Origin of the sequence: Streptomyces lincolnensis (genome assembly GCF_001685355.1) — a bacterium.
Lineage (GTDB): Bacteria > Actinomycetota > Actinomycetes > Streptomycetales > Streptomycetaceae > Streptomyces > Streptomyces lincolnensis.
Map to the genome: position 1 here is coordinate 2,352,612 of NZ_CP016438.1, position 25,871 is coordinate 2,378,482.

General features: G+C 71.9%; 24 protein-coding genes. 17 read left to right on the top strand and 7 right to left on the bottom strand.

The features are described from left to right. Nucleotides 1-6: 6 nt before the first annotated feature. The 3 genes from SLINC_RS10405 to SLINC_RS10415 all read left to right on the top strand — a co-directional run bounded on the left by SLINC_RS10405 (nucleotide 7) and on the right by SLINC_RS10415 (nucleotide 5,009). On the top strand, nucleotides 7-1,596 hold the full coding sequence (locus SLINC_RS10405; RefSeq protein ID WP_079164482.1) for a tetratricopeptide repeat protein: 1,590 nt from the start codon (nucleotides 7-9) through the stop codon (nucleotides 1,594-1,596). Continuing rightward, complete coding sequence (locus SLINC_RS10410; protein WP_067429778.1) at nucleotides 1,593-3,299, top strand: urease accessory protein UreH domain-containing protein; 1,707 nt, start codon at nucleotides 1,593-1,595, stop codon at nucleotides 3,297-3,299. Before SLINC_RS10405 ends, SLINC_RS10410 begins: the two co-directional genes overlap by 4 nt. Nucleotides 3,300-3,374: 75 nt before the next feature. Beyond that, on the top strand, nucleotides 3,375-5,009 hold the full coding sequence (locus SLINC_RS10415) for a serine/threonine-protein kinase (RefSeq protein ID WP_067429779.1): 1,635 nt from the start codon (nucleotides 3,375-3,377) through the stop codon (nucleotides 5,007-5,009). A 3-nt stretch (nucleotides 5,010-5,012) separates the two neighbouring features. Here the strand turns inward: SLINC_RS10415 and SLINC_RS10420 are convergent, their stop codons facing one another. Next, the gene (locus SLINC_RS10420) at nucleotides 5,013-5,819 is read right to left on the bottom strand and encodes an SGNH/GDSL hydrolase family protein (RefSeq protein WP_067429781.1); all 807 of its coding nucleotides are present in this window, start codon (nucleotides 5,817-5,819) and stop codon (nucleotides 5,013-5,015) included. Nucleotides 5,820-6,132: 313 nt separating this feature from the next. Between SLINC_RS10420 and SLINC_RS10425 the strand changes: the two genes are divergently transcribed. The 7 genes from SLINC_RS10425 to SLINC_RS10455 all read left to right on the top strand — a co-directional run bounded on the left by SLINC_RS10425 (nucleotide 6,133) and on the right by SLINC_RS10455 (nucleotide 15,860). After that, the gene (locus tag SLINC_RS10425; protein WP_067429782.1) at nucleotides 6,133-7,341 is read left to right on the top strand and encodes a S8 family peptidase; all 1,209 of its coding nucleotides are present in this window, start codon (nucleotides 6,133-6,135) and stop codon (nucleotides 7,339-7,341) included. A gap of 173 nt (nucleotides 7,342-7,514) precedes the next feature. Continuing rightward, complete coding sequence (locus tag SLINC_RS10430) at nucleotides 7,515-7,949, top strand: hypothetical protein (protein WP_225988424.1); 435 nt, start codon at nucleotides 7,515-7,517, stop codon at nucleotides 7,947-7,949. A 1-nt stretch (nucleotide 7,950) separates the two neighbouring features. Beyond that, complete coding sequence (locus SLINC_RS10435) at nucleotides 7,951-9,048, top strand: GNAT family N-acetyltransferase (RefSeq protein ID WP_067429788.1); 1,098 nt, start codon at nucleotides 7,951-7,953, stop codon at nucleotides 9,046-9,048. Nucleotides 9,049-9,426: 378 nt separating this feature from the next. After that, on the top strand, nucleotides 9,427-10,248 hold the full coding sequence (locus tag SLINC_RS10440; protein ID WP_067429791.1) for a glycosyltransferase family 2 protein: 822 nt from the start codon (nucleotides 9,427-9,429) through the stop codon (nucleotides 10,246-10,248). Beyond that, on the top strand, nucleotides 10,245-11,231 hold the full coding sequence (locus SLINC_RS10445; protein WP_067429793.1) for a glycosyltransferase family 2 protein: 987 nt from the start codon (nucleotides 10,245-10,247) through the stop codon (nucleotides 11,229-11,231). The genes SLINC_RS10440 and SLINC_RS10445 overlap by 4 nt, the downstream gene beginning before the upstream one ends. Beyond that, on the top strand, nucleotides 11,228-12,028 hold the full coding sequence (locus SLINC_RS10450; RefSeq protein WP_067429795.1) for a polysaccharide deacetylase family protein: 801 nt from the start codon (nucleotides 11,228-11,230) through the stop codon (nucleotides 12,026-12,028). Before SLINC_RS10445 ends, SLINC_RS10450 begins: the two co-directional genes overlap by 4 nt. Next, nucleotides 12,021-15,860, top strand: a complete 3,840-nt coding sequence (locus SLINC_RS10455) for a lipopolysaccharide biosynthesis protein (protein WP_067429797.1) — start codon at nucleotides 12,021-12,023, stop codon at nucleotides 15,858-15,860. The genes SLINC_RS10450 and SLINC_RS10455 overlap by 8 nt, the downstream gene beginning before the upstream one ends. A gap of 32 nt (nucleotides 15,861-15,892) precedes the next feature. Here SLINC_RS10455 and SLINC_RS10460 read toward each other — a convergent pair whose 3' ends face one another. Then, nucleotides 15,893-17,311: a GH39 family glycosyl hydrolase gene (locus SLINC_RS10460; protein WP_067429800.1), complete on the bottom strand. Its 1,419-nt coding sequence runs from the start codon at nucleotides 17,309-17,311 to the stop codon at nucleotides 15,893-15,895. Between the two features lie 169 nt (nucleotides 17,312-17,480). On the opposite strand from SLINC_RS10460, the gene SLINC_RS10465 reads away from it, so the two are divergent. Together SLINC_RS10465 and SLINC_RS10470 are read left to right on the top strand one after the other, a co-directional pair. Beyond that, nucleotides 17,481-18,575 (top strand): DUF5925 domain-containing protein, encoded by a 1,095-nt coding sequence (locus SLINC_RS10465; protein ID WP_067429803.1) that lies wholly within the window; start codon nucleotides 17,481-17,483, stop codon nucleotides 18,573-18,575. A 46-nt stretch (nucleotides 18,576-18,621) separates the two neighbouring features. Next, a complete protein-coding gene (locus tag SLINC_RS10470) occupies nucleotides 18,622-19,395 on the top strand; it encodes a DUF72 domain-containing protein (protein WP_067429806.1) in 774 nt (257 codons plus the stop codon). Here SLINC_RS10470 and SLINC_RS10475 read toward each other — a convergent pair. After that, nucleotides 19,380-19,751, bottom strand: coding sequence for a GntR family transcriptional regulator (locus SLINC_RS10475; RefSeq protein ID WP_067429808.1), 372 nt, complete (start codon nucleotides 19,749-19,751; stop codon nucleotides 19,380-19,382). The two genes, SLINC_RS10470 and SLINC_RS10475, sit on opposite strands and share 16 nt — an antisense overlap. A gap of 72 nt (nucleotides 19,752-19,823) precedes the next feature. On the opposite strand from SLINC_RS10475, the gene SLINC_RS10480 reads away from it, so the two are divergent. Both SLINC_RS10480 and SLINC_RS10485 read left to right on the top strand, forming a co-directional pair. Further along, nucleotides 19,824-20,753: a GNAT family N-acetyltransferase gene (locus tag SLINC_RS10480; RefSeq protein ID WP_067429809.1), complete on the top strand. Its 930-nt coding sequence runs from the start codon at nucleotides 19,824-19,826 to the stop codon at nucleotides 20,751-20,753. Continuing rightward, entirely contained in the window at nucleotides 20,734-21,234 is a 501-nt protein-coding gene (locus tag SLINC_RS10485) for a ribonuclease FAU-1 family protein (RefSeq protein ID WP_067429811.1), read from the top strand. The genes SLINC_RS10480 and SLINC_RS10485 overlap by 20 nt, the downstream gene beginning before the upstream one ends. Nucleotides 21,235-21,263: 29 nt before the next feature. Here SLINC_RS10485 and SLINC_RS10490 read toward each other — a convergent pair whose 3' ends face one another. Further along, complete coding sequence (locus SLINC_RS10490; protein WP_067429812.1) at nucleotides 21,264-21,884, bottom strand: class I SAM-dependent methyltransferase; 621 nt, start codon at nucleotides 21,882-21,884, stop codon at nucleotides 21,264-21,266. Nucleotides 21,885-22,024: 140 nt separating this feature from the next. Between SLINC_RS10490 and SLINC_RS50020 the strand changes: the two genes are divergently transcribed. After that, nucleotides 22,025-22,159: a hypothetical protein gene (locus SLINC_RS50020; protein WP_107406583.1), complete on the top strand. Its 135-nt coding sequence runs from the start codon at nucleotides 22,025-22,027 to the stop codon at nucleotides 22,157-22,159. Between the two features lie 22 nt (nucleotides 22,160-22,181). Here the strand turns inward: SLINC_RS50020 and SLINC_RS10495 are convergent, their stop codons facing one another. Then, a complete protein-coding gene (locus SLINC_RS10495) occupies nucleotides 22,182-22,631 on the bottom strand; it encodes a GNAT family N-acetyltransferase (protein ID WP_067429815.1) in 450 nt (149 codons plus the stop codon). Between the two features lie 142 nt (nucleotides 22,632-22,773). On the opposite strand from SLINC_RS10495, the gene SLINC_RS10500 reads away from it, so the two are divergent. After that, complete coding sequence (locus SLINC_RS10500) at nucleotides 22,774-23,796, top strand: lytic polysaccharide monooxygenase auxiliary activity family 9 protein (RefSeq protein ID WP_067429817.1); 1,023 nt, start codon at nucleotides 22,774-22,776, stop codon at nucleotides 23,794-23,796. Between the two features lie 71 nt (nucleotides 23,797-23,867). Here the strand turns inward: SLINC_RS10500 and SLINC_RS10505 are convergent, their stop codons facing one another. After that, complete coding sequence (locus SLINC_RS10505; protein WP_067429818.1) at nucleotides 23,868-24,728, bottom strand: esterase/lipase family protein; 861 nt, start codon at nucleotides 24,726-24,728, stop codon at nucleotides 23,868-23,870. A 173-nt stretch (nucleotides 24,729-24,901) separates the two neighbouring features. Beyond that, nucleotides 24,902-25,348, bottom strand: coding sequence for a MarR family winged helix-turn-helix transcriptional regulator (locus tag SLINC_RS10510; protein WP_067429820.1), 447 nt, complete (start codon nucleotides 25,346-25,348; stop codon nucleotides 24,902-24,904). A 132-nt stretch (nucleotides 25,349-25,480) separates the two neighbouring features. Between SLINC_RS10510 and SLINC_RS10515 the strand changes: the two genes are divergently transcribed. After that, on the top strand, nucleotides 25,481-25,855 hold the full coding sequence (locus tag SLINC_RS10515; RefSeq protein WP_067429823.1) for a cupin domain-containing protein: 375 nt from the start codon (nucleotides 25,481-25,483) through the stop codon (nucleotides 25,853-25,855). The last annotated feature ends 16 nt before the right edge of the window (nucleotides 25,856-25,871 follow it).

A 25,871-nucleotide genomic window follows, 5' to 3' on the forward strand; every position in this document is an offset into this window, starting at 1 on the left:
GAGGGCATGTCCCCGCGCACCCATGACACCGAGCCCGCCGAGGCCCCAGCGACCGAGCCACCTCCCGCGGGGACGGGTGCGCGGACCACCACGGAGCCGGAACAGCAGATCTCCGCGGGCGAGGACGGGCAGGACACCCCGGACGGGCACGAGCCGCCGACCCCGGCGGACGGGGATGCCGGGCCCGACCCCGACCCTGATCTCAGCTCCGTCCCCGACCCCGACCCCGACCAGCGTGTCGCCGCCGTGCGGCGTGTCGCGGCCGCCGGGCGGCGGTGGCGGGCCGTGCAACTGGCGGGCTGTGCCGCCCTGTTGGCGGTGGCGATGACCGCGGGGGCGATCGCGTTCGGAGCGGTGCGGGACGGGGGTGGCGCGCAGGTGACGGCCGCGCCGGCGGCGCTGTCGCCGGAGTTGCTGTCGAGCGGGGACCTGGAGACGAGCATCGGCGCGTTGCAGAAGCATCTCCGGGACCAGCCGCGGGACTTCGGCGGCTGGGCGACGCTCGGTCTGGCCTACGTGGAGCAGGCCAGGACGAAGGGCGACCCCTCGCGCTACCCGCAGGCGGAGGAGGCGCTGAAGCGCTCGCTCGACCTGGAGCCGCGGTACGACCAGGCCCTGGCCGGCCGTGCCGCGCTCGCCGCCGCCCGGCACGACTTCGAGGGCGCCCTGAAGTACGCGGACGGCGCCCTGGAGCGCAACCCCTACAACGAACGCGCTCTGTCCTCCCGTATCGACGCCCTCGTCGAACTCGGCCGCTACGACGAGGCGTCGAAGGCCGCCGACACCGCGGACAGCCGCCGCCCCGGCGTCCCCGTCTTCACGCGGTACGCGTACGTACGCGAACTGCGCGGCGATGTCCGCACCGCACAGCGCGTGCTGGACCAGGCCCTGTCCTCCGCGACCGCCGCGGGGGACATCGCCTACGTGTCCAGCGCGCTCGGCCAACTCGCCTGGAACCAGGGCGACTACAAGGCGGCGCTCACCCACTACGCCCGTGCCCTCGCCGCCGACGAGACCTACGTCCCGGCGCTGGAGGGCCACGCCCGGGCCCAGGCCGCGAGCGGTGACCGCGCGGCGGCGATCAAGGGCATGGAGGACGTCGTCGCCCGCTTCCCGCTGCCCGGCCCGCTCGTCGTCCTCGGCGAGCTGTACGAGGAGCGCGGCGCCGAGGGCGACCCGGCGAAGGCCCGCGACCTGTACGCCCTGGTGGACGCCTGGACGGCGCTGGCCCGCGCCAACAAGGTCAACGCCGATCTCGACACCGCGCTCGCGGCGGCCGACCACGGCGACAAGGCCGCGGCCCTGCGCGCGGCCCGCGCCGAGTGGGCCCGCCGCCACACCGTGCACACGGCGGACGCCCTCGCCTGGGCGCTGCACGTCAACGGCCGCGACGAGGAGGCCCTGCCGTACGCCCGCCGGGCCACCGCCACCGGCTACCGCAACGCCACCTTCCTGTACCACCGCGGGATCATCGAGCGGGCCACCGGCCACACGGACGACGCCCGCGCCCACCTCACCGCGGCCCTGGAGCTGAACCCCGGTTTCTCGCCCCTGGGCGCCCGCGAGGCTCGTACGGCACTGGAGGCCGCCGAATGAACCCCCGTCGCCTGCTCGCCTCCGGCGCGGCCGTCCTCACCGCCGCCTGCGCGCTGGTGCTCGTCCCCTCGGGGGCCGCGAGCGCGCACCCGCTCGGCAACTTCACCGTCAACCACTACGACGGCCTGGTCACCGCCCCGGGCGAACTGCGCGTCGAGCACGTCGAGGACCTCGCCGAGATCCCGGCGACCCAGGCCAAGTCGGACCTGGAGCGGCTGGGCGTCACCGAGTGGGCCCGGCAGCGGTGTGCGACGGCCGCGCGGGGCAGCGAGGCCACCGTCGACGGCCGTCCGGTCGCCCTCACCGTGAAGAGCGGTGTCGCGCGGGTGCGCCCCGGCCAGGCCGGGCTCGACACCCTCCGCGTGGAGTGCGACCTGAGGGCACCGCTGCCCGAGGGCGACACGGTGGCCCTCGGCTTCCGCGGCGCGGGCGCCTCCTCGGGCCCCGGCTGGCGGGAGATCACCGCGCGCGGCGACCGGACGACGCTCACCGCGTCGGACGTACCGGAGGAATCGCTGTCGCGTGAACTGACCACGTACCCCGAGGAGTTGCTCTCCTCCCCCGCCGACACCACGTCCGCGTCGCTCCGGGTGCGCCCCGGCGGCCCGGCCCTCGCCGACGAGTCCGGGGAGGCCGGGGACGCGCCCGCCGCCTCCGTCCTCCCGCGCGGCGCCGACCGCTGGACCCGTGCCCTGGACTCCCTGGTGGCCCGCCACGACCTCACCGTCGGCTTCGCAGCGCTGGCCGTGCTCATCGCCGTGGTCCTCGGCGCCCTGCACGCGCTCGCGCCGGGCCACGGCAAGACCCTGATGGCCGCGGTGGCCGCGGCACGCGGCGGCAGGGCCCGCATGAAGGACGTCCTTCCGCTCGCCGCCTCGGTCACCGTCACCCACACCCTGGGCGTGGTCGCCCTCGGCCTCCTCGTCACGGCCGGCTCCGCCGCGGCCCCCTCGGTGATCGCCTGGCTGGGCATCTCCAGCGGCGTCCTGGTCACGATCGCGGGCCTGACCCTCCTGCGACGGGCCTGGCACCACCGCGCCCATGCCCGCGCCCACGAGCACCCGCACCCCCACGAACCGGCCAAGGTCCCCGAGCGCGCCCTGGTCCTGGCGGCCGCGACCGCGACCACAACCGCCCACGACAACCCCACCGCCCCCACGGGCCACACCCACGACGGCCCGCACCACCACGCGCACACACCCGACCACGCGCACGACGACCACAGCCACCCGCACGGCGACCACGATCACCACCACAAGCACGAGCACGAGCACGACCACAAGCACGGGCACGACCACAAGCACGACCACACCTTCGAGCACTCGCACGGCGGCTTCACCCACACCCACGCCGTCGCCCCCACCCTCCGCGGCACGATCCTCCTCGGCTTCGCCGGAGGCCTCGTGCCGAGCCCGTCCGCGGTCGTCGTCCTGGTGGGCGCGGCGGCGCTCGGGCAGGCCTGGTTCGGTCTGCTGCTCGTCGTGGCGTACGGCGTGGGACTGGCGCTGACGCTCACCGCGGCCGGGTTCGCGGTCGTCAAGCTGGGTACCGGTGTCACCCGGATGCTGGACAGGCGTCCGCGGCTGGCGGCGGGCCGGCTGACGCGCCTGGTCCGCAGGACGGCACCCCTGGGATCCGCGCTCGTGGTCGTGGCTCTTGGGGCCGGATTGGTGCTCAAGGGGGCGGCATCCGCGCTCGGCTGAGCTACTTTTGGGGAGAAATCACTCGACACGTCACGCACAGTGGAGATTTCACTCGGATGCGCAGAGGGGGAGTCCGTGTCCGAAGAACCGGGCAGTGAACGGCTGATCGCGGGCCGCTACCGATTGCTGTCCCCGCTCGGCGAGGGCGGCATGGGCACGGTGTGGCGGGCCCGCGACGAGCTGCTGCACCGCGAGGTCGCCGTCAAGGAGGTGCGCGCGCCGCACGGGCTGCCGGCCTCGGAGGTCGAGCGGATGTACGCCCGGCTGGAGCGCGAGGCGTGGGCCGCGGCCCGGGTCGCGAACCGCAACGTGGTGATGATCTACGACGTGGCCATGCAGGACAACCGCCCGTGGATCGTCATGGAGCTGGTGCGCGGTATCTCGCTCGCCGAACTGCTGGACGCCGAGGGCCCGCTCGACCCGCAGCGCGCCGCCCACATCGGCGCGGAGGTGCTGTCGGCGCTGCGGGGCGCGCACGCGGCCGGGGTGCTGCACCGGGACGTGAAGCCGGCGAACGTGCTGCTGTCGAACGACGGGCGGGTCGTGCTCACCGACTTCGGCATCGCCATGGTCGAGGGCAGTTCCGCGCTGACGATGACCGGCGAGGTCATCGGCTCCCCGGAGTTCCTGGCGCCGGAGCGGGCGCTGGGCCGGACGCCGGGTCCCGAGTCCGACCTGTGGTCGCTCGGCGTCCTGCTCTACGCCTCCGTCGAGGGCCACTCCCCCTTCCGGCAGGACACCCCGCTCAGCACCCTGCGCGCGATCGTGGACGAGGAGCTGCCGACGCCGCACCGGGCCGGCCCCCTGGCCCCGGTGATCGAGGGGCTGTTGCGCAAGGACCCGGCCGAGCGGCTGCCGGCCGAGCGGGCCGAGGAGGACCTGCGGGTGATCGCGGCGGGCGGCACGCCCCGTGCGGACGGCATGGGTGCGGGGCCGTACGCGCCGACGATCGCGGCCCCCTCCCCGCAGCCCCGGACGACCGCGGCGCCGGTTCCGCCGCCCGCGCCCTGGACACAGCAGACCCCCGCGACGGGCCCGACGACCGCAGCCACGGCCCCGGACACGGCCCCGCGCCGCAACCGTCGCGCAGCCGTGGTCCTGGTCGCGGGCATCGCCGTCCTGGCGCTGGCGATCGCCGGACTGACCTACGCGCTGCTGAACGACGACGGCGGCGACCAGGCGGGAGACGGCGGCCCCAAGAACCAGACCCCGGGGCTGAGTTCGCCCCCGGCGAGCGACACCGCCCCGCAGGACACCTCGCAGCCCGAGGACACCCCGACCCCGAGCCGCGAGACCACCACGTCGGCGCCGCCACCGCAGTCGGTGCGGGTCTCGCTCGCGGGCTCCAACACGGAGTACTCGGGCACCTGTCCGCCGCCGCGGGGCGAGGCGCCCGGTTTCACGGCGACGTTCACGGTGGGCAGCCTGCCGGCGCAGGTGAGCTACCGCTGGGTGTCGCGGGACGGCGAGATCATGGATCCGGGGTGGAAGACGCTCTCGTTCCCCGAGGGCGGCGCGAACACCAAGCAGGACACGGCGTTCGTGACGACGAACGATGAAGGCGGGGCCGGCGGGAGCTTCGAGAACGAGATCAGCGTCGAGGTGCGCGACCCGGTGGAGACGAAGTCCAACGCGGTGCCGTTCTCGGTGACCTGCGAGACGGAGACCCCGTCGGACGGGGCCTCCGCTTCCGTTTCGCCGCAGGAGTGAGGATCAGGCGGCGCTGTCGAACACCGGCAGGTAGCCGCCGGACTGGCCGGCCGCCCTCGGGTGGTAGGACTCCCCGACGTTGAGCAGGTTCAGGCTGTGCAGCCAGGGACTGCCGGAGCAGAGCTCATGGCCGGTGAAGGGCGGCCGGACGTCCCCGAAGGCGAAACCGTGGTTCGCGGCACGCTTGGCGATCGCCGTGTCGAGGTAGTCGGCCGCGTCGTTGATCGCCTTCCGCTTGGTCTCGGAGAGGCCGACGCAGGTGACGCCGAGCTTGTAGAAGCGGGGGTACCCGAGCACGACCACACGGGCGGCCGGGGCCTTGGCGCGGATCGCCGAGTACACGCTGTCGAGCTTGCCGGGCAGCGTGGAGTCGACGTACGCCTTCGCGGTGTTGATCCGGGACAGGCAGGAACTGTCGGACTGGAGGACACAGGTCGTCATGACGTCGGCGAATCCGGCGTCGTTGCCTCCGACGGTGATCGAGACGAGGGCGGTGGAGGCGCTGAGCGGGGCGAGTTGACCGGCGAGAACATCACCCGTTCGGGCGCCGGAGCAGGCGGTGAAGTCGAACGACGAGGGTGAGTGCGAGGCGGCCCAGAGGTAGGGGTACGCCTTCGTGCTGCGCTTGCAGTCGCCGCTCGCGGAGAGGTAGCTGCCTGCGCCGACCCCGGAGGAGTAGGAGTCGCCGAGGGCCACATAGCCGCCGGGGGCGGCGAGTTGGGATGCCTGCGCGGTGGCCGCTCCGGTGAGGGCGGTGCCGGCGGCGAGGAGGAGTGAGCTGACGTATGCGGCAAGTCGGGAACGTCTCATGGAACCTCCTTTAGCAGGATCTCTGCCACAACCGTCGTAGCAACTACGCAGGTTGACGGGAAGTGTTCATGCCAAGACTTTCCGGACGTTTACGGGACCGTCCCGGCGCGTTCGCGACCTGTTCGATTACGCGTCCATGACAAATATGTGACATGCCTTCAAGTCCCTTGATCTACACCCGTAGACCACTGATTCTTTACTCAGCCGTAGGGCGGAACGCGACGCTCCACGGCCGTGCCCGCGACGACGCGGGCACCCCCCACGGACGGCGCCCGACCCAGGCGCCGTCGCCTATGAGGAGGACTCCCTCGTAATGGCACAACTGCGTAGCAAGAAGCTCCGGATCGCCGCGATAACCAGCCTGGCGACCGCCGGCCTCGTGGGCGGACTCACCGCCCTCCCCGCCCAGGCCGCCCCGGCCGAGGGCACTGTCCTGGCCGCCGCCTCCCCCACGGCGATCAAGGACAGCTACATCGTCACGCTCAAGAAGGGCGTGGACTTCAAGGCCGCCTCGACCGAGGGCAGAGGCCTGATCAAGGAGTACGGCGGGACGGTGAAGCAGACGTTCGGCGCCGCCCTGAACGGCTACACCGCCACCCTCTCCGCGGCCGAGGCCAGGAGACTCGCCGCCGACCCGGCGGTGGCCACGGTCGAGCAGAACCAGAAGGTGCACGTCACCGACGTCACCCAGTCCAGCGCCCCGTGGGGCCTGGACCGCTCCGACCAGACGTCCCTGCCGCTCTCCGGCACCTACACCTACCCGGACTCGGCGGGCAGCGGGGTGACGGCGTACGTCATCGACACCGGCGTCCGCATCACGCACTCCCAGATCAGCGGCCGGGCCAGCTACGGCTACGACGCCGTCGACGGCGACACCACCGCCTCCGACGGCAACGGTCACGGCACCCACGTGGCCACCACCATCGCCGGCTCGACCTACGGCATCGCCAAGAAGGCGAGGATCGTGGCGGTCCGCGTGCTCGACAACGCCGGCTCCGGCACCACCGCGGGCGTCATCGCCGGCGTCAACTGGGTGACCCAGAACCACAGCGGTCCCTCGGTGGCCAACATGTCGCTCGGCGGCGGCGCCTCCACCACGCTGGACAACGCCGTGGCGAACTCCATCGCCAGCGGTGTGACCTACGCGGTCGCGGCCGGCAACAGCAACACCACCGCCTCCTCGTCCTCCCCGGCCCGCGTCGCCTCGGCGATCACGGTCGGCGCCACCACCAGCACCGACGCCCGCGCCAGCTACTCCAACTACGGCTCGGTGCTGGACATCTTCGCTCCCGGCTCCTCGATCACGGCCGGCTGGTACACCAGCGACACCGCGACGAACACCATCTCCGGTACGTCGATGGCGACCCCGCACGTCGCGGGCGCGGCCGCGGTCTACCTGGCGAACCACACCTCGGCCACCCCGGCCCAGGTCGCCACGGCCCTGGTCAACGGCTCCACCACCGGCAAGGTCACCAGCCCGGGCACCAGCTCCCCGAACAGGCTGCTGAAGATCGTCCCGTAACGGAACAACACGCGTTCCCCGCGCCCCACCTCAGGGGCGCGGGGAACTGCGCGATCAGCCACGTGCAACCCGCAGCCGAACAAGCACCGCCACACGCCCCGCTCTTGACGGGTTACACACCGTTGCGCGACATTGAAGCCCGGCATCCGGCGCGTCGGGGGGCAAAGTCGCCAATGCAGACCATACGCATCAAGACATCTTCAACAGCACGGACGGACGGCACCGAGCGGCCGCGGCCAGGACCGGGGAGGGACCTGGCAGCACTGCTCGCGGGGGCCGCGACGGCCGTGGCGGGAGGCGGCGCGCTGCTCGCGCTCGCCGACGCGGACTCACCCCTGCGCGCTCCGCTCACCCTGTTCTTCCTGCTCGCGGCACCCGCGGCCGCCATCGCCGCCGCGCTGCGCGGGCTGGATCCGTTCGGCCGGCTGCTCACCGCTGTTGCGGGCTCGGTCGTCCTGAACATGCTGGTGGCCCAGGGCATGCTGGCCACGCACCGCTGGTCGGTGCGCGGCGGCATCGTGGCCGTGACCGCGCTCAGCGCCCTCATCCTCGTGCTGGTATCGGTACGGCGCCTGCGCGGCCGTACCGCGGGAAGACAGGGCGACTGACGTGGACATCAGCGTGTACCGGCCCGGCGAGCTGAGTGCGGCCGACCGGTCGGCCTGGACGGCGATGCAGTCCAAGGCCCATCTGCACGGTTCGCCCGAGCTGGCGAACCCTTTCCTGTCCCCCGAGTTCGCGCTCGCGGTGGGCCGGTGCAGACGCGGTGTGCGGATCGCCGTCGTCCGGGAGGGCGGCGAACCCGCCGCGTTCCTCCCGTACCAGCGAAGCGCCGCCGGTGTCGGCCGGGCGATCGGTCTCGGGGTCTCGGACGCCCAGGGCCTGGTGCACCGGCCCGGGTTCGCCTTCGAGGCCCGTGAGCTGCTGCGGGCCTGCGGGCTCGCCGTCTTCGAGTTCGACCATCTGATCGAGGGGCAGCGGCCGTTCGAGGCGGAGGCCTCCGGCACCTTCCCGTCCCCTGTGATGGACGTCGACCAGGGCTACGAGACCTATCTGGCACACCTGCGCGAGCGCTCGCCCAAGTTCACCCGCACCACCCTGGCCAAGGAGCGCAAGCTCGGCCGGGACGCGGGCGAGGTGCGCTATGTGCACGACGAGCGGGACCCGGCCGCGCTGAACGCCCTGATGGACTGGAAGTCCGCGCAGTACCGCAGGACCGGGCGCAGCGACCGCTTCGCGCACGAGTGGATCACCCGGCTCGTGCAGCAGCTGTTCCACACGCGTTCCGAGCCGTTCGCCGGGATCCTGTCCGTGCTGTACGCGGGTGACAAGCCGATCGCCGCGCACTTCGGGCTGCGCACCGAGCGGGTGCTCGCCTGCTGGTTCCCGGCGTACGACACGGCGTACTCGAAGTACTCCCCCGGCCTGGTGCTGCATCTGCGGATGGCCGAGGCGGCCGCCGCCGACGGCATCGCCTACCTGGATCTCGGCCGGGGCCAGAAGGAATACAAGGACTCCCTGAAGACACGCGAGCTGAAGGTGTCCGAGGGGTGGGTGACACGCCGTCATCCGGTGGCGGTCGGGCACCGGGCCCGCCGGGCCCCGGTCCGGGCACTGCGCAATGTCGTGGTGTCCCGGCCGGAACTGTTCGAACCTGCCGACAAACTGCTCAAACGGGTCGGAAGGATCCGCTCGGGCCGTACGTAAGTCGATCGGTAACGGTCAAACCAACAAAAACGTGAGGGCTCGTTCCAGGTCTTGCCATACGGGCTCAATCGTCAATACCGTCATACATCTCACCCGCATCGGTCCCATCAGCCAGCGGCTCCAGGGGAGGGCTCAGGGACCGCGATGGATCCCGGCGCGGGGCGCGGTAGGGGGGTGCCGTGCTCGGTGACCGCATTGGTGACCGAGTCGTGCCGCGCGGTCGGCCGTCATTGTGCGGGGCCGGCCAGCTTTGCCAGCTCACTCGGCAGGTACGGAGTTCCATGCCGTCGTGCCGTGTGTGAAAACCCCCCTTTCGAACCGGACAAACAGCGGGCCGCCCAGGGGCGGGCGGTCCACCGGACGAGAGGGACCAGACTCATGAGTTCTGTTCTGCGCCCGGCCAGCACGGGCCAGGAAACGTTCATATCCGCCAACTACCGACCGATCTCCTCCCACTTGGCGATCACACCGCCGGTGAGCGTGGTGATCCCCGCCATGAACGAGGCGGAGAACCTTCCGTACGTCTTCAAGACGCTGCCCAACTGGATCCACGAAGTGGTCCTGGTCGACGGCAACTCCACCGACGACACCGTCGAGGTGGCCCGCTCGCTGTGGCCGGACGTCAAGGTCGTCCCGCAGCGCGGCAAGGGCAAGGGCGACGCCCTGATCACCGGCTTCCAGGCGTGCAGCGGCGACATCATCGTGATGGTCGACGCGGACGGCTCGGCCGACGGAAACGAGATCGTCAGCTATGTCTCCGCCCTGGTCTCGGGCGCGGACTTCGCCAAGGGCTCCCGCTTCGCCAACGGCGGCGGCACCGACGACATGACCTTCATCCGCAAGCTGGGCAACTGGGCCCTGTGCACGGTCGTCAACCGCAAGTTCGGCGCCCGCTACACCGACCTGTGCTACGGCTACAACGCGTTCTGGCGGCACTGCCTGGACAAGATCGACCTGGACTGCACCGGCTTCGAGGTCGAGACCCTGATGAACATCCGGGTGGTCAAGGCGGGGCTCAAGGTGCAGGAGATACCGAGCCACGAGTACCTCCGCATCCACGGCACCAGCAATCTGCGGGCCGTGCGCGACGGGCTCAGAGTGCTCAGGGTGATCCTCAAGGAGCGCTCCAACCGGCGGGCCCTGCGCCGCCGTACGCAGCCCTCCCCGATGCTCGACACGGTCCGGGGAGAGGTGTCTTGAGCGGTCCCGACACCTCCGTCGTGATCTGCGTCTACACCGAGGACCGCTGGGAGGACATCCTCGCGGCGGTCGACTCGGTGCGGGCGCAGTCACGGCCGGCCCTGGAGACGCTGCTGGTCGTCGACCACAACGCGGCGCTCCTGGACCGGCTCACCAAGGAGTACAAGGAAGCCGGCCAGGTACGGGTGCTCGCCAACGCGGGCCCCCGTGGCCTGTCCGCCGGCCGCAACACCGGCATCGCCGCCGCGCGCGGCGACGTGATCGCGTTCCTGGACGACGACGCCGTCGCCGAACGGGACTGGCTCCGGCACTTCGCCGAGGGCTACGCCGATCCCCGGGTCATGGCCGTCGGCGGCCGTACGGAGCCCGTCTGGGCCTCCGGCCGCCGTCCGGCCTGGTTCCCGGAGGAGTTCGACTGGATCGTGGGCTGCACGTACAAGGGCCTGCCCGCCGGTCTGGTGAAGGTCCGCAACGTGCTCGGCGGCAACGCCTCCTTCCGTCGTACGGCCTTCGACGCGGCGGGCGGCTTCGCCACCGGCATCGGACGCGACGGCGACAAGCGGCCGCTGGGCTGCGAGGAGACGGAACTGTGCATCCGGCTCACCCGGGCGAGACCGGACGCGATCCTGCTGATCGACGACCGCGCGGTGATCCATCACCGGGTGCCCGAGGCGCGCGAGCACTTCGGGTACTTCCGCACGCGCGCCTACGCCGAGGGCCTGTCGAAGGCCCTGGTGGCCCGAAGTGTCGGCACGGACAAGGGCCTTGAGTCCGAACGCCGGTACGCGACCCGGGTACTGCCCGCCGGGGTGGTGCGCGGGCTGCGGGACTTCCTGCTGGCCCGGCCCGGGGGCGCCGGACGCGCGGGGGCGATCGTCGCCGGGGTGCTGACGGCGGCCGGCGGGTACGCCATGGGGAGCGTCCGGGCGCGCCGGGCCGGAACGGTCTTCACGGTCGCCGAGATCGAGGGGGGAAGCGGATGACCGACACACCCGTGCCGATCCTCATGTACCACTCGGTGGCGACCGACCCGAACGAGGCCACCCGGGAGCTGTCGGTGACCCCGGACGCCTTCGCCGAACAGATGGCGGCGATCGGGGAGCTGGGCCTCACCCCGGTCACCACCGCGACAGTCGCCGCCCGTTGGCGCCACGGCCGCCCGCTGCCCGAGCGGCCCGTCCTGATCACCTTCGACGACGGCTACGAGGGCGTGCACCGGCACGCCCTGCCCGTACTCGCCAAGCACGGTTTCGCCGCCACCCTGTTCGTCTCCACGGGCTGGATCCGAGGACCGCACGACACCGGCGACGGCCTCGACACCATGCTGGACTGGGACCAGGTCCGCGACCTGGCCGCGGCCGGCGTCGAGATCGGCGGGCACAGCCACACCCACCCGCAGCTCGACCAGCTCGACGACGCCGGCCTGCGCCACGAGCTGATCCACTGCAAGGAGATCGTCACCGACGAACTCGGCACCGTCCCGGCCTCGTTCGCCTACCCCTACGGCTACTCCAGCCGCGGGGTGCGGCAGGCGGTGCGCGAGACGGGGTACGCCCAGGCCCTTGCGGTCGGCAACGGCCTGGCCCGGCGCCGGCAGGGGCCGTACGCCCTGCACCGCGTCACCGTGCGCCGCGCGACGGGCGCGGAAGAGTTCGCGCGGCTCGTCCAGGGGCGCGCGATCGCCCGCACCTTCGCCAAGGACCGTGCCCTGACCAAGGGGTACGCGCTGGTCCGCAGAGCACGACAGGTCCGCCGGAAGGCCATCCGTTCCCGTGTCTGACACGACGACCACGACCGAGGCCGAGTCGACCGCGCCGGAGGCGCCCGAGCAGTCGGGGCGTCGGCTCAGGCTGCCCGGCCTCGGCCGGTCCGGCGGAGGCAGCCAGCTGTTCCGCAACGCCTACGCCCTGATGCTGAACACCGGCATCTCGGCCGTGCTCGGCCTCGGCTACTGGCTCGCCGCCGCCCGCTACTACTCCGAGTCGGCGGTCGGCCAGGGCTCCGCCGCGATCGCCGCCATGAAGTTCCTGGCCGGTCTGACCGCGGTGGCGCTCACCGGTGCGCTGGCCCGCTTCATCCCGGTCGCGGGACGCGCCACGGGGCGCCTCATCCTCCGTACGTACGTGGGCAGTTCGGGGATCGTGGCACTGGCCGCGGTGGTCTTCCTGCTGACCTTGGACATGTGGGGGCCGTCGTACCGCTTCCTGCACGGGCCGGTGCCGGCGCTGGGCTTCGTCGTGGCCGTCGTCGCCTGGAACCTGCTCACCCTCCAGGACGGGGTGCTGACCGGGCTGCGCAGCGCGCTGTGGGTGCCGGTCGGCAACACCGTGTTCTCGGCCGTCAAGCTGGGGCTCCTGGTCGCGTTCGCGGTGGCGATCCCGACGACGGGGGTGTTCGTCTCCTGGGTCGCGGCGATCGCCTTCTCGGTGCTGCCGCTGGGCTGGCTGGTCTTCCGGCGGCTGGCGCCCCGGCATGTCGAGGCGACCGAGGAGCACGCCCGCCCGCCGACGCTGCGGGAGATCGGGCGGTTCCTGGCGGGCGACTACACCGGCTCGCTGTTCTCCCTGGCCGTGGTCTATCTGATCCCCGTGATCATCGCCTCGCAGGTGAGCGCCGAGGACAACGCGTACTTCTACATCACCGTCACGATCGGCGGCACGGTCAACCTGCTCGCCATCAACATGGGCGCCTCGCTGACCGTCGAGGGCTCGCACGACCCCCGGCGGCTGGCCGCCAACACCCGGGCCGCGCTCCGGCGGATGGCCCGGATCATGCTGCCGGTGGCCGGTGTGCTGTTCTTCGGGGCGCCCTGGATCCTCGGTGTCTTCGGCGCGGGCTACGCGGACGCGGCCACCCCGCTGCTGCGCTGGTTCGCGGTCGGCGCGGTCCTCCGGGTCGTCATGGAGACGTACTTCGCGGTGCTGCGCGCCCAGAGCCGTACGGCGGGACTCGCCTGGCTCCAGGGCCTGCTGTGCGTGCTGGTGCTCGGGCTCACGCTGCTGCTGCTCCCCCGCATGGGCCTGACCGGCGCGGGGGTCGCGGAGATCTCCGCGCTCGCGGTGATCGTCGCCGTCGCCGCGCCCAAGCTCTACAAGACCGTGCGGGGCGTCTCGGACACCGGCCTGCCCGAGGGCGCGGCGCCCGACGGGGACCTCGCCGACCTGGGGGCGCGCGAGACGCCCGCTCCGGCGCCGAAGCGGCCCGCCTGGGCGCTCGACCAGGACACCATGGCCCTCGGCATCCACGTCGACTTCGACCACCTGGAACGCCGGCCCGACGTACGCCCGGGCCCCGGCACACCGCCCACCGGTACGGCGATCCCCTCCGAGCTCTCCGTGCACCGGCCGACCTGGGCGCTGAAGCCGGAGCTGGGGCTGGGGCTGCCGGTGGAGAAGCGGGAACCGGGCTCGGAGGCCTCGCTCGGCCCTGCGGAGGCCGAGCCGGAGGTGGACGCGCCGTTCGCGGCGGACTCACCGTTCGAGACCGCCGTGGACGAGGACGAGGACGCCGTACGCGAAGAGCCGGACGAGGCCGGGGTCGCCGTACGGGAAGCGCCGCCGGTGTCCGAGGAGGCGGCGCTCTCGGGGCGGGCCCGTCTCCTGCCCACCCGGCTCGGGGTCGTCCTGGGCTGTCTGCTGACCGCCGCGCTGCTCCTCTACTGGGTTCCGGCGCTGCGTCTGGGTGAGGCCGATCTGGACGGGATGGGCGGGCTCGGGCTGATCTCGGTTCTGCCGGCTCCGACGCTCCTGGGCGCCGCGCTGCTGGTCGTGGTCTTCGCCTCGCTGCTGTGGCTGGGCCGCGAGCACCGGGCGCTGCTGATGGTCACGCTGCTGGCGACGGTGGTGTCGCTGCACGCGCTGCCGGCCCTGATCGAGACGGAGCCGCGGTTCGCGACGGCCTGGCAGCACCTCGGGTTCCTCGACTACATCGACCGCACCGGCTCGGCCGTGCCGGATCTGGACGCCCGCTGGAGCTGGCCGGGCTTCTTCGCGGTGGCCGCGTTCGTCCTCAAGGCCTGCGGGGTCACGGACTTCACCGAGGTCATCCGCTGGTGGCCGACCGCCATCCAACTCCTGTATCTGGCGCCGATGTTCCTGCTGGTCCGGCACATGCGGGCCAGCTGGCGGGCCAAGTGGACCGGCATCTGGATCTTCGTGCTCAGCGGCTGGGTCGGCCAGGACTACTTCTCCCCGCAGGGCTTCACCTATCTGCTGTATCTGGTCTTCGTGGCGGTCCTGCTCGTCTGGTTCCGGGCACCGGGGGTGATCTGGACCGGACGGCGGCCGGGCGAGATCGAGGTCGAGCCGACGAACCGCCGGCAGCGGGGTGTCCTGCTGGCCGTGGTGATCGGCCTGTTCGCGGCGAGCGTGCCGGCGCACCAGCTCACCCCGTTCGTGATGCTGGGCGTGCTGGCGGCGCTCGTCCTGATCGGGCGCAGCGAACTGCGCGGCCTGCCCATCCTGTTCGGCGTCCTGGTGGCAGTGTGGATCGGCTTCATGGCCGAGCCGTACTGGTCGGGGCACTTCGACGAGCTGTTCGGCGGGGTCGGGGGCGTCGGCGGCAATGTGTCCTCGTCCGTGTCCGGCCGTATCGAGGGCGGCAGTTCGACGCACAAGCTGGTGCTGTACGTGCGGGTGCTGCTGGCCGGCGGGGTGATGGCCTTCGCCTGCTGGGGCTGGTGGCGCCGCCGCTGGCACCGCTACCGCGAGCGCTCCCTGCTGGTCCTGACCTTCGTCCCGTTCCTGGGCTTCGGCATGCAGTCCTACGGCGGTGAGATGGCGCTGCGGGTCTTCATGTTCGCCCTGCCGGGCGCGGCCCTGCTCGCCGCCCTCGCCCTGTTCCCGCGCACCGGCGTCACCGCCGAGGAACGCGACAAGGACCGGGTGAGCCTGGCGCCGCTGGCCGCCCTGATGGCGGGCCTGGTACTCATGGGCGGCTTCCTGGTGGCCCGTTGGGGCAACGAGCCGTTCGAGCGGATCCGGCCCGGCGAGGTCGCGGCCATGGACTACGTCTACGCGCACGACGATCCGACGGTACGGCTGCTGTGGCTGAGCGACGACACGGTGAACAACGTGACGCCGGCGATGCCGTGGGGCGCGAAGGACATGGAGAAGGTCCAGTACCTGCCGACGCTCGCGCCCCCCGACCCGGTGCTGGTGTCGGGCCTGGTGAAGGCGCTCAAGGACGCGGGCCCGAACTCGTATCTGATGATCAACCGCAGCCAGGTGGTCTCTCTCCAGATGGACGGGGGCTACTCCAGGACCTGGGAGCCGCGGCTGGTGCAGAACCTCGACGCCCGCAAGGAGCTGAGGAAGGTCTTCGTCAACGACGACGTGACGATGTTCGCGCTCCGCGAGCAGCCCGACAGCAAGGTCCCGGCCGCCGACCCGGGCCCGATCGGGCCGCAGATCACCTGGACGCCCTGGTCGGTGGTCGGCGCCCTCGCGGCGCTGGCGCTGATCGTGCTGCTGACGGCGAGGGAGGTCGTCCGGGTCGCGGTGCGGCCGAGCGTGCGGCAACTGCGGTGGCTCCAGAGCAGTTTCTGGTTCTCGCTGCCGCTGCTGGCGGTGCTGTTCGCCGCGCTGGTGCAGCGGTTCCTGACGATGAAGTGAGATGAGTGAGGGGAAGTGGGGGGGCGGGTGGCTCAGCGGGTGAGCCACCTGACCTCGTAGGCCTGCATCGCGAACCGCTTGCCGTCGACCTGTGCGCTGATCTTCCGGTTCAGGGTGTTCACCACCAGGACGGTGCTGTCGGTCGCCAGGACACGGACGTTGGGCACGTCGTCCTTCGCCACGGACACCGTCCGGTGGACGGTACCGGGCCGGAAGGCCTCGCCGAAGCGGGAGACCAGGTCGTACATGGGCAGTTCGGCGCCGCCGCCGGACGTGTCGGTCGTCGTCCACAGGCAGCCCGCGCACGTGCCGCCCTTCTCCTTCTCCGGGTTCCAGTAGAAGCCGGAGGTCGCGCCACCCTTGACCATGGCGATCATGCCGGCGGCCTGGACGGCGATACGGCGGGTCTCGGACCAGCCCTCGCGGTCGTCGTCGCCGTCGGCCGGCTCGACGTAGTACTCGGCCCACCACAGCGGCAGATCCCCGGTCCGCTCCCGCACCCACCCGCTCACCGCCGTGAACTTGTCGGTGGCCGCGAACTCGTCCGGCAGCAGTTCGTCGTCCTTGGTGTAGCTGGAGCCGTCCACGACCACGAAGTCGGCGCCGGTCTTGTTCCTGTTCCAGTAGGAGAAGGCGTCCAGGACCCGCTGGTCCATGGCTCCCCAGGGCCCCTTGAAGGTCGCGGAGGCGTCCGGGGAGCGCGGGTCGACGCTGTCCATCACGAGATAGGGCCCGCCGACCATGATGTCGGGGTCGACCTTCTTCAGAGCCCGGTACACCAGGTTGTAGAGCTTGGTGTACCCCTCGTAGTCCCAGCGGGACTTCGCGTCGTTCCAGAAACCCTTGAACTCGTTCCAGACGATGAAGTGGCGTACGTCCGGATAGCGCTTGGCGACGGTCGCGGCCAGGTCGGCGAAGTCCTGGTAGTGCTCGGGTGTCGGGGCGGTCTCCAGGGCGGCCCGGCTCCAGTCGGTGCTGTCGACACCCGGCCTTCCGCCCTTCATCCAGTCCGGGGAGCAGCACAGGGTGATGACCGGGGTGGAGCCGGAGGCGCGCATGAAGTCGACGCGGCGGTCCAGCGCCTCGAAGGCGTAACGGCCCTTCACCGGCTCGGGGTTGTCGGCGCCCCAGCCCATGATGTGCTGGTTCTGCGCCAGGCCCCCGGCGTCCGACAGCCGTCCCTCGACCCGTCGTACGGCGGCCGCGCTGCCCTCGGCGGCGCTGAACTGGGTGTGCGTGAAGCCCCAGCCCACGTCCGGTGCCGTCGTGCGGCCGGGGGTGGCGGGTGTGCCGTGCACCTTGTCGCCGTCGCGTGAGGTGCCTTCCGTGCTGCCGCCGCCGGGCAGTGTGTTGAGCAGGGTCACCACCAGGGCCAGAGCGGCCACGCCCACACCGAGCAGCGCGGTGAGCCGCCACCGCCGTGCCCCCGAATTCCACCCATGACGTCCCATCGAGGACAACCGTATCCGGGCGGCCCCGTGCGGGGCAGAGGTCGTCGGCGCACAGCTCTGTAACAGGACGGAGGGGATACAACCGGGTGTTCGGGGATCCCGGTCGGCACGATCCGCGTACGGCGGAAACCGGGTGCGTGCGGGGCCCTCGTGACGGATCATGTCGGTCATGTCTGCCAACCCGCACGACGCTCTGCCGATCCGGCTCACCATCGACGACAGCGACTCGCCGTCCGACGTCGTCGACGCGCTGTTCCTCGGCCGCTTCGCGACGGGCGAGCAGCCGTACTCGCACGCGGCCAACATCGACCGGGTCCGCTCCGGCGCGACCCTGCTGCCGCCGGACTCCCGGGTGCTGCGCGTGGCCCGGGACGGCGACCGCAGCGCGACCCTGGCCGAGGGCGACGGCTGGACCCTGCTGGTCTCCCGCTGGAACCGGGGCGCCGACGTCACGGTCACCGCGACCAGTGCCGAGCTCGCCCAGAAGGTCCTCGACCAGGCCACCGAGGGCGCCGCGGACGAGCCCGAACCGCAGCCGGAGAACGTGACGATGGGCTTCTGGTACGTCTCCCCCAGGCGTGGCCCGCACCGCACCACCCGGCAGATCTCCGCCGGCACCTGGGACGACGTGCGGGCGAACTACACGGCGCCCGTCGCGGACGCGATGGACGGCCTGATGAAGACGACCCCCGAGGACATCGCCGGCCGTCTGCTCCTGCTGCACGGCCCGCCCGGCACCGGCAAGACCTCCGCGCTCCGGACGCTCGCCCGCTCCTGGCGGGACTGGTGCCAGGTGGACTGCGTCCTGGACCCGGAGCGGCTGTTCAACGACGTCGGCTACCTCATGGACATCGCGATCGGCGAGGAGGACGGCGCCGGCCAGGACCGCTGGCGGCTGCTGCTCCTGGAGGACTGCGACGAACTGATCCGCGGCGAGGCCAAGCACACGGCGGGGCAGGCCCTGTCGCGGCTGCTGAACCTGACCGACGGTCTGCTGGGCCAGGGCCGCAACGTCCTGGTCGGCGTGACGACCAACGAGGACCTGGAGCGTCTGCACCCCGCCGTCGTCCGCCCCGGCCGCTGCATGGCCCGCATCGAGGTGGGCCCCCTGACCCGCCGGGAGGCGGTGACCTGGCTGGGCACGGAGGAGGGCGTCGGCCGCGAGGGTGCCACCCTGGCCGAGTTGTACGCCCTGCGCCGGGGCATCTCCCCGACGGCGCTGCCGGAGCCTCGCGCGGGGGCGGACGCGGGGCTGTACCTCTGAGGAGGAGCTGTATCTCCGAGGAGACCCCCGGTGGTTTGATGGGGGTATGACCCTGTTCGTCGGTACGTCGGGGTGGCAGTACAAGGACTGGCGCGGCGCCTTCTATCCCGAGGGGTGCCCCACCCGGCTGTGGCTGGAGGAGTACGCGACGCGCTTCGCGACGGTCGAGATCAACAACGCGTTCTACCGTCTGCCGTCCCGGGAGACCTTCGAGGCGTGGCGGGACCGGGTCCCGCCGGACTTCGTCGTCGCGGTCAAGGCCAGCCGCTTCCTGACCCACATCAAGCGGCTGCGCGACCCCGAGGAACCGGTGCACCGCCTGATGACCCACGCGGCGGGCCTCGGGGACCGCCTGGGCCCGGTCCTGCTCCAGCTGCCGCCCACCCTGCGCGCCGACCCCGGTCTCCTGGACGCCTGTCTGGCCCGCTTCCCGTCCGGCACCAGGGTCGCGGTCGAGCCCCGGCACGACAGCTGGTGGACGCCCGAGGTCCGCGAGGTCCTGGAGTCCCGCGGGGCCGCCCTGTGCTGGGCCGACGCCCACTCCCGGCCCGCGACGCCCCTGTGGCGCACCGCCGACTGGGGTTACGTCCGCTTCCACGTCGGCCGCGCCAGGGCCTGGCCGCACTACGGCCGGCAGGCCCTGCACACCTGGGCGGGACGGCTCGCCGACACCTGGTCCGGCGGCGAGGACGTGTACGCGTACTTCAACAACGACCCGAACGCGGCGGCGGTCAGGGACGCGGTGACCTTCGCGAGAGCGGCGGACCGGGCGGGCCTGAGCCCTACACGCACTCCATCAACCCTTCAGCGCGGCCCGTAGGCCGCCCGCACCGCGTCCCTCACGGCAGCGAGCACCACGTCCTCGGACAGCCCCAGCCGCCGGGCCCGCTCGACGTACGCCTGCGCGGCCGACGCCAACTCCCGCTCCGCGGCCGGGCCGGCGGCGGCCACGTACGTGCCGTTGCGGCCCCGCGTCTCGATCACCCCGTCCGCCTCCAGCGCCCGGTACGCCTTGGCGACGGTGTTCGCGGCGAGCCCCAACGACTCGGCCAGCCCCCGCACCGTGGGCAGCCGGTATCCCACCGGCAGCACCCCCGACCGCGCCTGCTCGGAGATCTGCGCCCGCACCTGCTCGTACGGCGGAGCGCTCTCGTCGATGTGGATCTTCAAGGTCACGCAGGCGATTGTCCCGCACTCACGCGAAAATGAGAGGCACCGGGAGGCATCTCCCGCATACCGTGCGCCCATATGACCATGACTGTGCGCGATCTCCGTCCCGAGGTACGGGCCGACGTCGAGGGTTTCGCCCGCGTCCGCCGCCTCGCCCTGCCCTTCTATCTCGTCACGGCCGACTCCCTCGCCTACGACGCGACCCACGCCCACCCCGACTCCCACTACCGCCCCCTCGTGGCGGAGGCGGACGGCGAGGTGATCGGCACGGCCCAGGTGGGGCTCGTCCACGACAGCCCGGACCCCGGCCAGGGCTACCTCAACGTGTACGTGCACCCGGAGCACACCGGCCGCGGCGCCGGCTCGGGCCTGGTGCGGGCCGCCGAGGAGTACCTGGCCGCCAAGGGCGCGACCAGGCTCTACGCCTGGGTCCTGGACCGGCCGGGCGACCGCGCCTTCGCCGAACGGCACGGCTACCGCGCAAGCCGTTCCGCGCACTTCCTCCGCCTGGACCTGGCGGGCGGCGAGCTGCCCCCGCTCCAGGACCCGCCCCCGGGCGTCGAACTGCGCCCGGGCACCGACTTCGCGGACGACCCGCGTCCCTTCTTCGAGCTGGACTCGGAGACGATGTCGGACGAACCGAGCGACATCGACTACGAGTTCACCGACTACGAGGCCTGGCTGGAGAGCACCTGGAAACACCCCCTCTTCAGCCCCGAACTGACCACGATCGCCCTGGTCGACGGCCGCCCCGCCGCCTTCAGCGCGGCCCGCACGGACGGCGGCACCCGCTACGGAACCGTCATGACCGGCACCGCCCGGGACTTCCGCGGCCGGGGCCTGGCCAAGCTCGCCAAGAACGACTCCCTGCACCGCGCCCGGGCCGCCGGCCTCACCGAGGCGTTCACGGGCAACGACGCCGGCAACGGCCCGATGATCGCGATCAACAAGTGGTTCGGCTACGAGATCTGTGCGACGGAGATGCGCTATGTCCGCGAACTCGGCTGACCGGGCACGGCGGCTGGACGTCGTCCTCGTCAAGGCGGGCCGCACGAAGATCCGTTACGCGGCCGAGCTCCTCGCCGACGACGGCACCCGGGTCGCGGTCCGCGCCCCCTGGGCCGGTGAGGGCGTACGCGACTTCGGCTTCGTCCGCTTCGAGCCGGGCGACGTGTTCACCGAGTACTACTGGCGGGACCGCTGGTACGCGGTGAAGGAGGTCCGCGACGCGGCGGGCGCGCTGAAGGGCTGGTACTGCGACATCACCCGCCCGGCCACGCTCTCCGGCACGGACCTGGTCGTGGAGGACCTCGACCTGGACCTGTGGGTCTCGGGCGACGGCACGGACGTCCTGCGCCTGGACGAGGACGAGTTCGCCGCGAGCGGTCTGGCGGAGCGGGACCCCGAGGCGGCGGCCGCGGCGGTGGCCGCGCTCGACGAGCTGGAGGCCCAGGCCCGCGGAGGCAGGCTCGCCGGACTGTTCGGATAGCCCCTGTTCGGGTAGCCCTCCTCGGCGCCTTACGGGCCGGTGGACGCCACGACCGCGTAGCGCTCGTCGGTCACGTCCTTGCCCCACAGCAGCGCGTCCTGCGACAGCGGGATCACCCGCACGTGCTCGGTGAGCGGTGCCAGCAGGGCCGTCAGCCGGTCGGCGGGTATGCCGGCCGGGTCGACGGTCCCCCACACGCCCTCGACGAGCACCAGCCGGCCCCCGGGACGCACCAGCTGCCACCAGTGGCGCAGCGCGCGGCCGGGGTCGGGCAGCGCCCACAGCACATGGCGGACGAGGACGACGTCGAAGCGCTCCTCGCCCACCGGGGGCTCCGCCGCGTCACCGACGAGGAACACGGCGTCACGCCCGGCGAGCTTCGCACGTGCGAGGTTCACCATGGCCGGGGAGGCGTCCACGCCGGTGACGCGGTGTCCCTGCTCGGCGGCGAGGAGCGACAGGCTGCCGGTGCCGCAGCCGAGGTCGAGGACGTCGGCCGCGGGGCCGGGCAGCCAGTCGCGCAGCCGCTCGGCCCAGGCGTGGCGCACCCGCGGGTCGCGCAGCCCGTGGTCCGGCTCGTCGTCGAAGGAGGCGGCCTGCGCGTCCCAGTCGACACGCGGCGCGGTCGTGGCGTCACTTTCGTTCGTCATGCGCCCAAGAGTGACACCCGCCACTGACAGTCGAATCGTGACAGCGGCCACTGACAGACGCCCGACCGATGAGGAACTCTCCCTCAACGGGTCTATCTCCGTGAGAACGCGGAACTCGGTAGATCCTCAAGGAGGCAGCCATGCGCCGTATGACCGTGCAGAAGCCCCTGAAGAAGACGGACTCCCGCAAGGTCCTCAAGGAGGCCGACGAGCGCCCCGCGGGACGTCCGGAGGTCCGAAAGGACATCGCGCGCACGTGGTGGCCGGACGGCTGAAGGGCGCCTCGGGACGCCTCCCTCAGAGCAGCCGCTTGCGGTAGTGAACACGGTCGTACGGCCCGTCGACGCGCCGCTCCACGACCTCGTACCCGTACTTCGGGTAGATCTTCTGGTTCTCCCACATCAGCGCGTTCGTGTAGAGCCTGACCTCGGGCAGGCCGAGCGCGCGGGCGTGCGCGTCCACGAAGTGCAGCAGCAGCCGCCCCACGCCGGTGCCCTGGGCGTCGGGGTGGACGGCGATGTTGTCGACGTACAGATGGTCCTCGCGCGCCTCGACCGCCACCAGCCCGACCACGGGCTCCCCGGTGACGAACACCCGCCCCTCGGCCACGGTCGCCGCGTGATCCCGCTCCATGGGCTGCGGCACCGTTCCGATGCGCTCGACGTAGTGCCCGTACGCCGCGTCGGTTACGGCCTTCACGGCCGGTACGTCGGCCGCCGTGGCGAGCCGGATCTCCTGGTTCGTCATGCCCGCACGCTACCTACCTGATCTCAGTCTCAGCACTCCCTTAAGCGGGCCATAAAGATCGCCACCGGCCGCCACACGCAGGGGTTTTCACGGTTTCTTGGACCCGGCACCCACATCGGCACCGGTTCCGAGGAGATCCCCCATGCCCGCACGCCGCAAGGCCGCCACCGTCGCCGCCGTCGGCCTGGCCCCGCTCGCCCTGACCGCGCTGGCCGGCACGCCCGCCGCCGCCCACGGATCGATGGGCGACCCGGTCAGCCGCGTCGCGCAGTGCTACGCGGAGGGCCCGGAGAGCCCGACGTCGGCCGCGTGCCGGGCGGCGGTCGCGGCCGGCGGCACCCAGGCGCTCTACGACTGGAACGGCGTCCGTATCGGCGACGCGAACGGCCGGCACCAGGAGCTGATCCCGGACGGGAAGCTGTGCAGCGCGGACAACGACGCGTTCAAGGGCCTCGACCTCGCCCGCGCCGACTGGCCCGCGACCGCCGTGAGCGGTGGGTCGTACACCTTCAAGTACCGCGTGACCGCCCCGCACAAGGGCACCTTCACGGTCTATCTCACCAAGACCGGCTACGACCCGGCACAGCCGCTGTCCTGGGACGACCTGGACCTGGCGAACCCGGTGGCGACGGCCACCGACCCGGCCGCCTCGGGCGGCTTCTACACGTTCTCCGGCACCCTCCCCGAGCGCTCCGGCAGGCAGCTGCTGTACGCGGTGTGGCAGCGCTCGGACAGCCCGGAGGCGTTCTACTCCTGCTCGGACGTCACGTTCGGCGGCACCGGTGGTGGCTCCGCGACGGGGAGCGCGTCCCCCGCTCCCAGCGCCTCCGCGCCCTCGGAGGCGCAGATCGAGGACGCCGCCGACAAGCCGACGATCGAGCACGGCGGGCACGGCGGGCACGGCGATCAGGACGCCGGTGCGTCGGCGGAGCCGGTGGCCGAGACGCGGACGGACGCGGGGGCCGCGGCGGAGTCGGCGAGCCCTGGGGCGAACGCCCCGAAGGCGGCCGGCGGCGATGCCGGCGAGAACCTCGCCGAGACCGGCCAGAACAGCGGCACCGCGTACCTCGCCATGGGCGGGGCGGCCGTCCTGGCGCTCGGTGCGGCGGTGCTGTTCGCCTCGGTCCGCCGGCGTGCGGTGAGCGGCGGCCGGCACGGTCGCTGAGGCCGCCTCGCGGTGCTCCGGGGCCTGACCGGCGGCTCAGGCCGGACAGGCCCCGGCGGCGCGTCGGCGGCTCAGCCGGCCGCCGACGCGCAGGTGGTGGGCCTGGCGTGCGCCGGATCGAGGGCGTTGGCCACCTCGTGGAAGGCGATCCTGTCGAGGAGTCCGATCGCCGCGTGCTCGGAGAGGTCGAGCGGACACAGGTCCTGGATCAGGACGTTGCGTACGCCGGGCCCGCTGAGGAACTGGCTGCGGTACGGCGTGACCACCTCGTCGTACCGGGTGGCGAGGACCGTGTACGTGACGCCGGGCACGGTGTCGCCGCCCTCGTTGAGCTTGGTGAGGAAGGCGGAGCCGGCGACCTGGTCGGCGAGGGCGGGGGTGTTCGTGGAGAGCAGGTCCGCGGCGCCCGGGAAGTACGCCAGCAGGTGGGTGAGGCCGTTCAGGGTGGTGCCGTGGTTGCTGGGCGCGATGCCCACGAGGGCGTTCACCTTGGCGGCTCCGCCGAGGAACTTCAGGTAGTAGCGGGGCATCATGCCGCCCTGGGAGTGACCGACGAGATCGGTCTCGGCGGCGCCGGTCGCGGCGAGCACCTTGTCGACGTAGGTCTTGAGCTGCTCCGCCGACTTGTCGATGGGGCCGAGACCGTGGAAGAAGGACACCCCGGGGAGCTGTCCGTAGTCGAAGGAGAAGACGCAGTAGTCGCGGTGCTTCAGGTACGGGGCGAGCCCCAGCCAGTTGTCGACGGAGTTCGCGAAGGTGCCGTGCACGAGTACGACGGGGCGGGGGTGGGCGGCGGACGGCTTGCAGGAGTAGTCGTTCCACCCGCTGCCGGTCGCCGTGGCCGCCTGTGCGGTGGTGGCGGGGACGACGGCGACGGTCGCGGTCAGCAGGAGCGCGGCCAGGGGTCTGAGCGCTCGTTTCCAGGGCAGCATCGTGTGATCTCCTTGCGGCTCAAGGGAGTTGCGACGGCTCTACGCCCTGTGATCCGGATCACGAGGATGCTGTTTCACTCGTCAAGTTACGGACGAGTAGTTCACCTGTGAAGTTACGCGTCAGTAAAAACTTCCAGTGGTAACTGCCGACGACTGCGGCATCTGATAGAGGATCACCAGGCGGGCTTGATGGGACCATAGGGGGCAATGCGCCCCAATTGGTTGCGCAACGCCCGCACTTCACCCTCACCGAGCAACGCGACCCACGCGCCGACCGCTTCCGCGGCCGCCTCCTCCGCCGCACGCGTACAGGCCCAGCCCCGCTCGGTCAGCACGACCAGCCGCGCCCGCGCGTCCTCGGGATGCGGCCGCCGCTCGGCATACCCCTTGCGCACGATCTCGTCGACGAGCTGGCTGGCGGCCTGCTTGGTGACCCCGAGGTGGGCGGCGAGGTCCGTGACGGTGGCGCCGTCCGGGGCGAGCCGGGCGAAGGCGAAGCCGTGGGCGGGCCTGACCCCCTCGAAGCCACGGGCGACGACGCCCTCGTTGATGCGGTGCGTGAGCTCGCCGGCGGCGGAGAGCAGAGCTGCGGACAGGGCCATGGCCTCGGAGTTGTGCACGAAGGCATTGAAACACCCTTGACGAATTGGTCAAGCTGCTTGACTATAGAGCCACGTAGTCAAGTAGCTTGACTATGTGCCAAGTCCACTCACCAAGTCCACTCACCAAGTCATTTACCGAGGAGTACTCACATGCCAGTGATCCACGCATCCGAAGCACGCACCCACGAGATCCACGGCGCCCGTTTCGTCTCGTACGCCACTCCCCTCACCGGCAGCAAGGAGCTGTGCGCCTGGCGCGGCGAGATTCCCGCGGGGACCAAGGCCCCGGTGCACACCGTGAACCGGGAGGAGATCTTCCTCCTGCTCGTCGGCGAACTGCTGGTCACGCTCGACGGCAGCACCGAGCGGATCAGAGCGGGCGACACCGTGATCGTGAACCCCGGCACAGCCTTCTCCGTCGAGAACCCGACCGACCACACCGCGCTCTCCTGGGTCACCACGTCCATCGGCCTGGAGGCGGTGCTGGCCGACGGCACCAGGATCACTCCGCCGTGGGCCAACTGAGCCCCACATGAGGGAA

Excerpts from the sequence above, each read along its gene's own strand:
- SLINC_RS10420 (WP_067429781.1), bottom strand. The coding sequence starts at position 5,819 with ATGAGACGTTCCCGACTTGCCGCATACGTCAGCTCACTCCTCCTCGCC.
- SLINC_RS10465 (WP_067429803.1), top strand. The coding sequence starts at position 17,481 with ATGTCTGCCAACCCGCACGACGCTCTGCCGATCCGGCTCACCATCGAC.
- SLINC_RS10470 (WP_067429806.1), top strand. The coding sequence starts at position 18,622 with ATGACCCTGTTCGTCGGTACGTCGGGGTGGCAGTACAAGGACTGGCGC.
- SLINC_RS10440 (WP_067429791.1), top strand. The coding sequence starts at position 9,427 with ATGAGTTCTGTTCTGCGCCCGGCCAGCACGGGCCAGGAAACGTTCATA.
- SLINC_RS10480 (WP_067429809.1), top strand. The coding sequence starts at position 19,824 with ATGACCATGACTGTGCGCGATCTCCGTCCCGAGGTACGGGCCGACGTC.
- SLINC_RS10405 (WP_079164482.1), top strand. The coding sequence starts at position 7 with ATGTCCCCGCGCACCCATGACACCGAGCCCGCCGAGGCCCCAGCGACC.
- SLINC_RS10515 (WP_067429823.1), top strand. The coding sequence starts at position 25,481 with ATGCCAGTGATCCACGCATCCGAAGCACGCACCCACGAGATCCACGGC.
- SLINC_RS10490 (WP_067429812.1), bottom strand. The coding sequence starts at position 21,884 with ATGACGAACGAAAGTGACGCCACGACCGCGCCGCGTGTCGACTGGGAC.
- SLINC_RS10410 (WP_067429778.1), top strand. The coding sequence starts at position 1,593 with ATGAACCCCCGTCGCCTGCTCGCCTCCGGCGCGGCCGTCCTCACCGCC.
- SLINC_RS10485 (WP_067429811.1), top strand. The coding sequence starts at position 20,734 with ATGTCCGCGAACTCGGCTGACCGGGCACGGCGGCTGGACGTCGTCCTC.
- SLINC_RS10425 (WP_067429782.1), top strand. The coding sequence starts at position 6,133 with ATGGCACAACTGCGTAGCAAGAAGCTCCGGATCGCCGCGATAACCAGC.
- SLINC_RS10430 (WP_225988424.1), top strand. The coding sequence starts at position 7,515 with ATGCAGACCATACGCATCAAGACATCTTCAACAGCACGGACGGACGGC.
- SLINC_RS10500 (WP_067429817.1), top strand. The coding sequence starts at position 22,774 with ATGCCCGCACGCCGCAAGGCCGCCACCGTCGCCGCCGTCGGCCTGGCC.
- SLINC_RS50020 (WP_107406583.1), top strand. The coding sequence starts at position 22,025 with ATGCGCCGTATGACCGTGCAGAAGCCCCTGAAGAAGACGGACTCCCGC.
- SLINC_RS10460 (WP_067429800.1), bottom strand. The coding sequence starts at position 17,311 with ATGGGACGTCATGGGTGGAATTCGGGGGCACGGCGGTGGCGGCTCACC.
- SLINC_RS10505 (WP_067429818.1), bottom strand. The coding sequence starts at position 24,728 with ATGCTGCCCTGGAAACGAGCGCTCAGACCCCTGGCCGCGCTCCTGCTG.
- SLINC_RS10450 (WP_067429795.1), top strand. The coding sequence starts at position 11,228 with ATGACCGACACACCCGTGCCGATCCTCATGTACCACTCGGTGGCGACC.
- SLINC_RS10495 (WP_067429815.1), bottom strand. The coding sequence starts at position 22,631 with ATGACGAACCAGGAGATCCGGCTCGCCACGGCGGCCGACGTACCGGCC.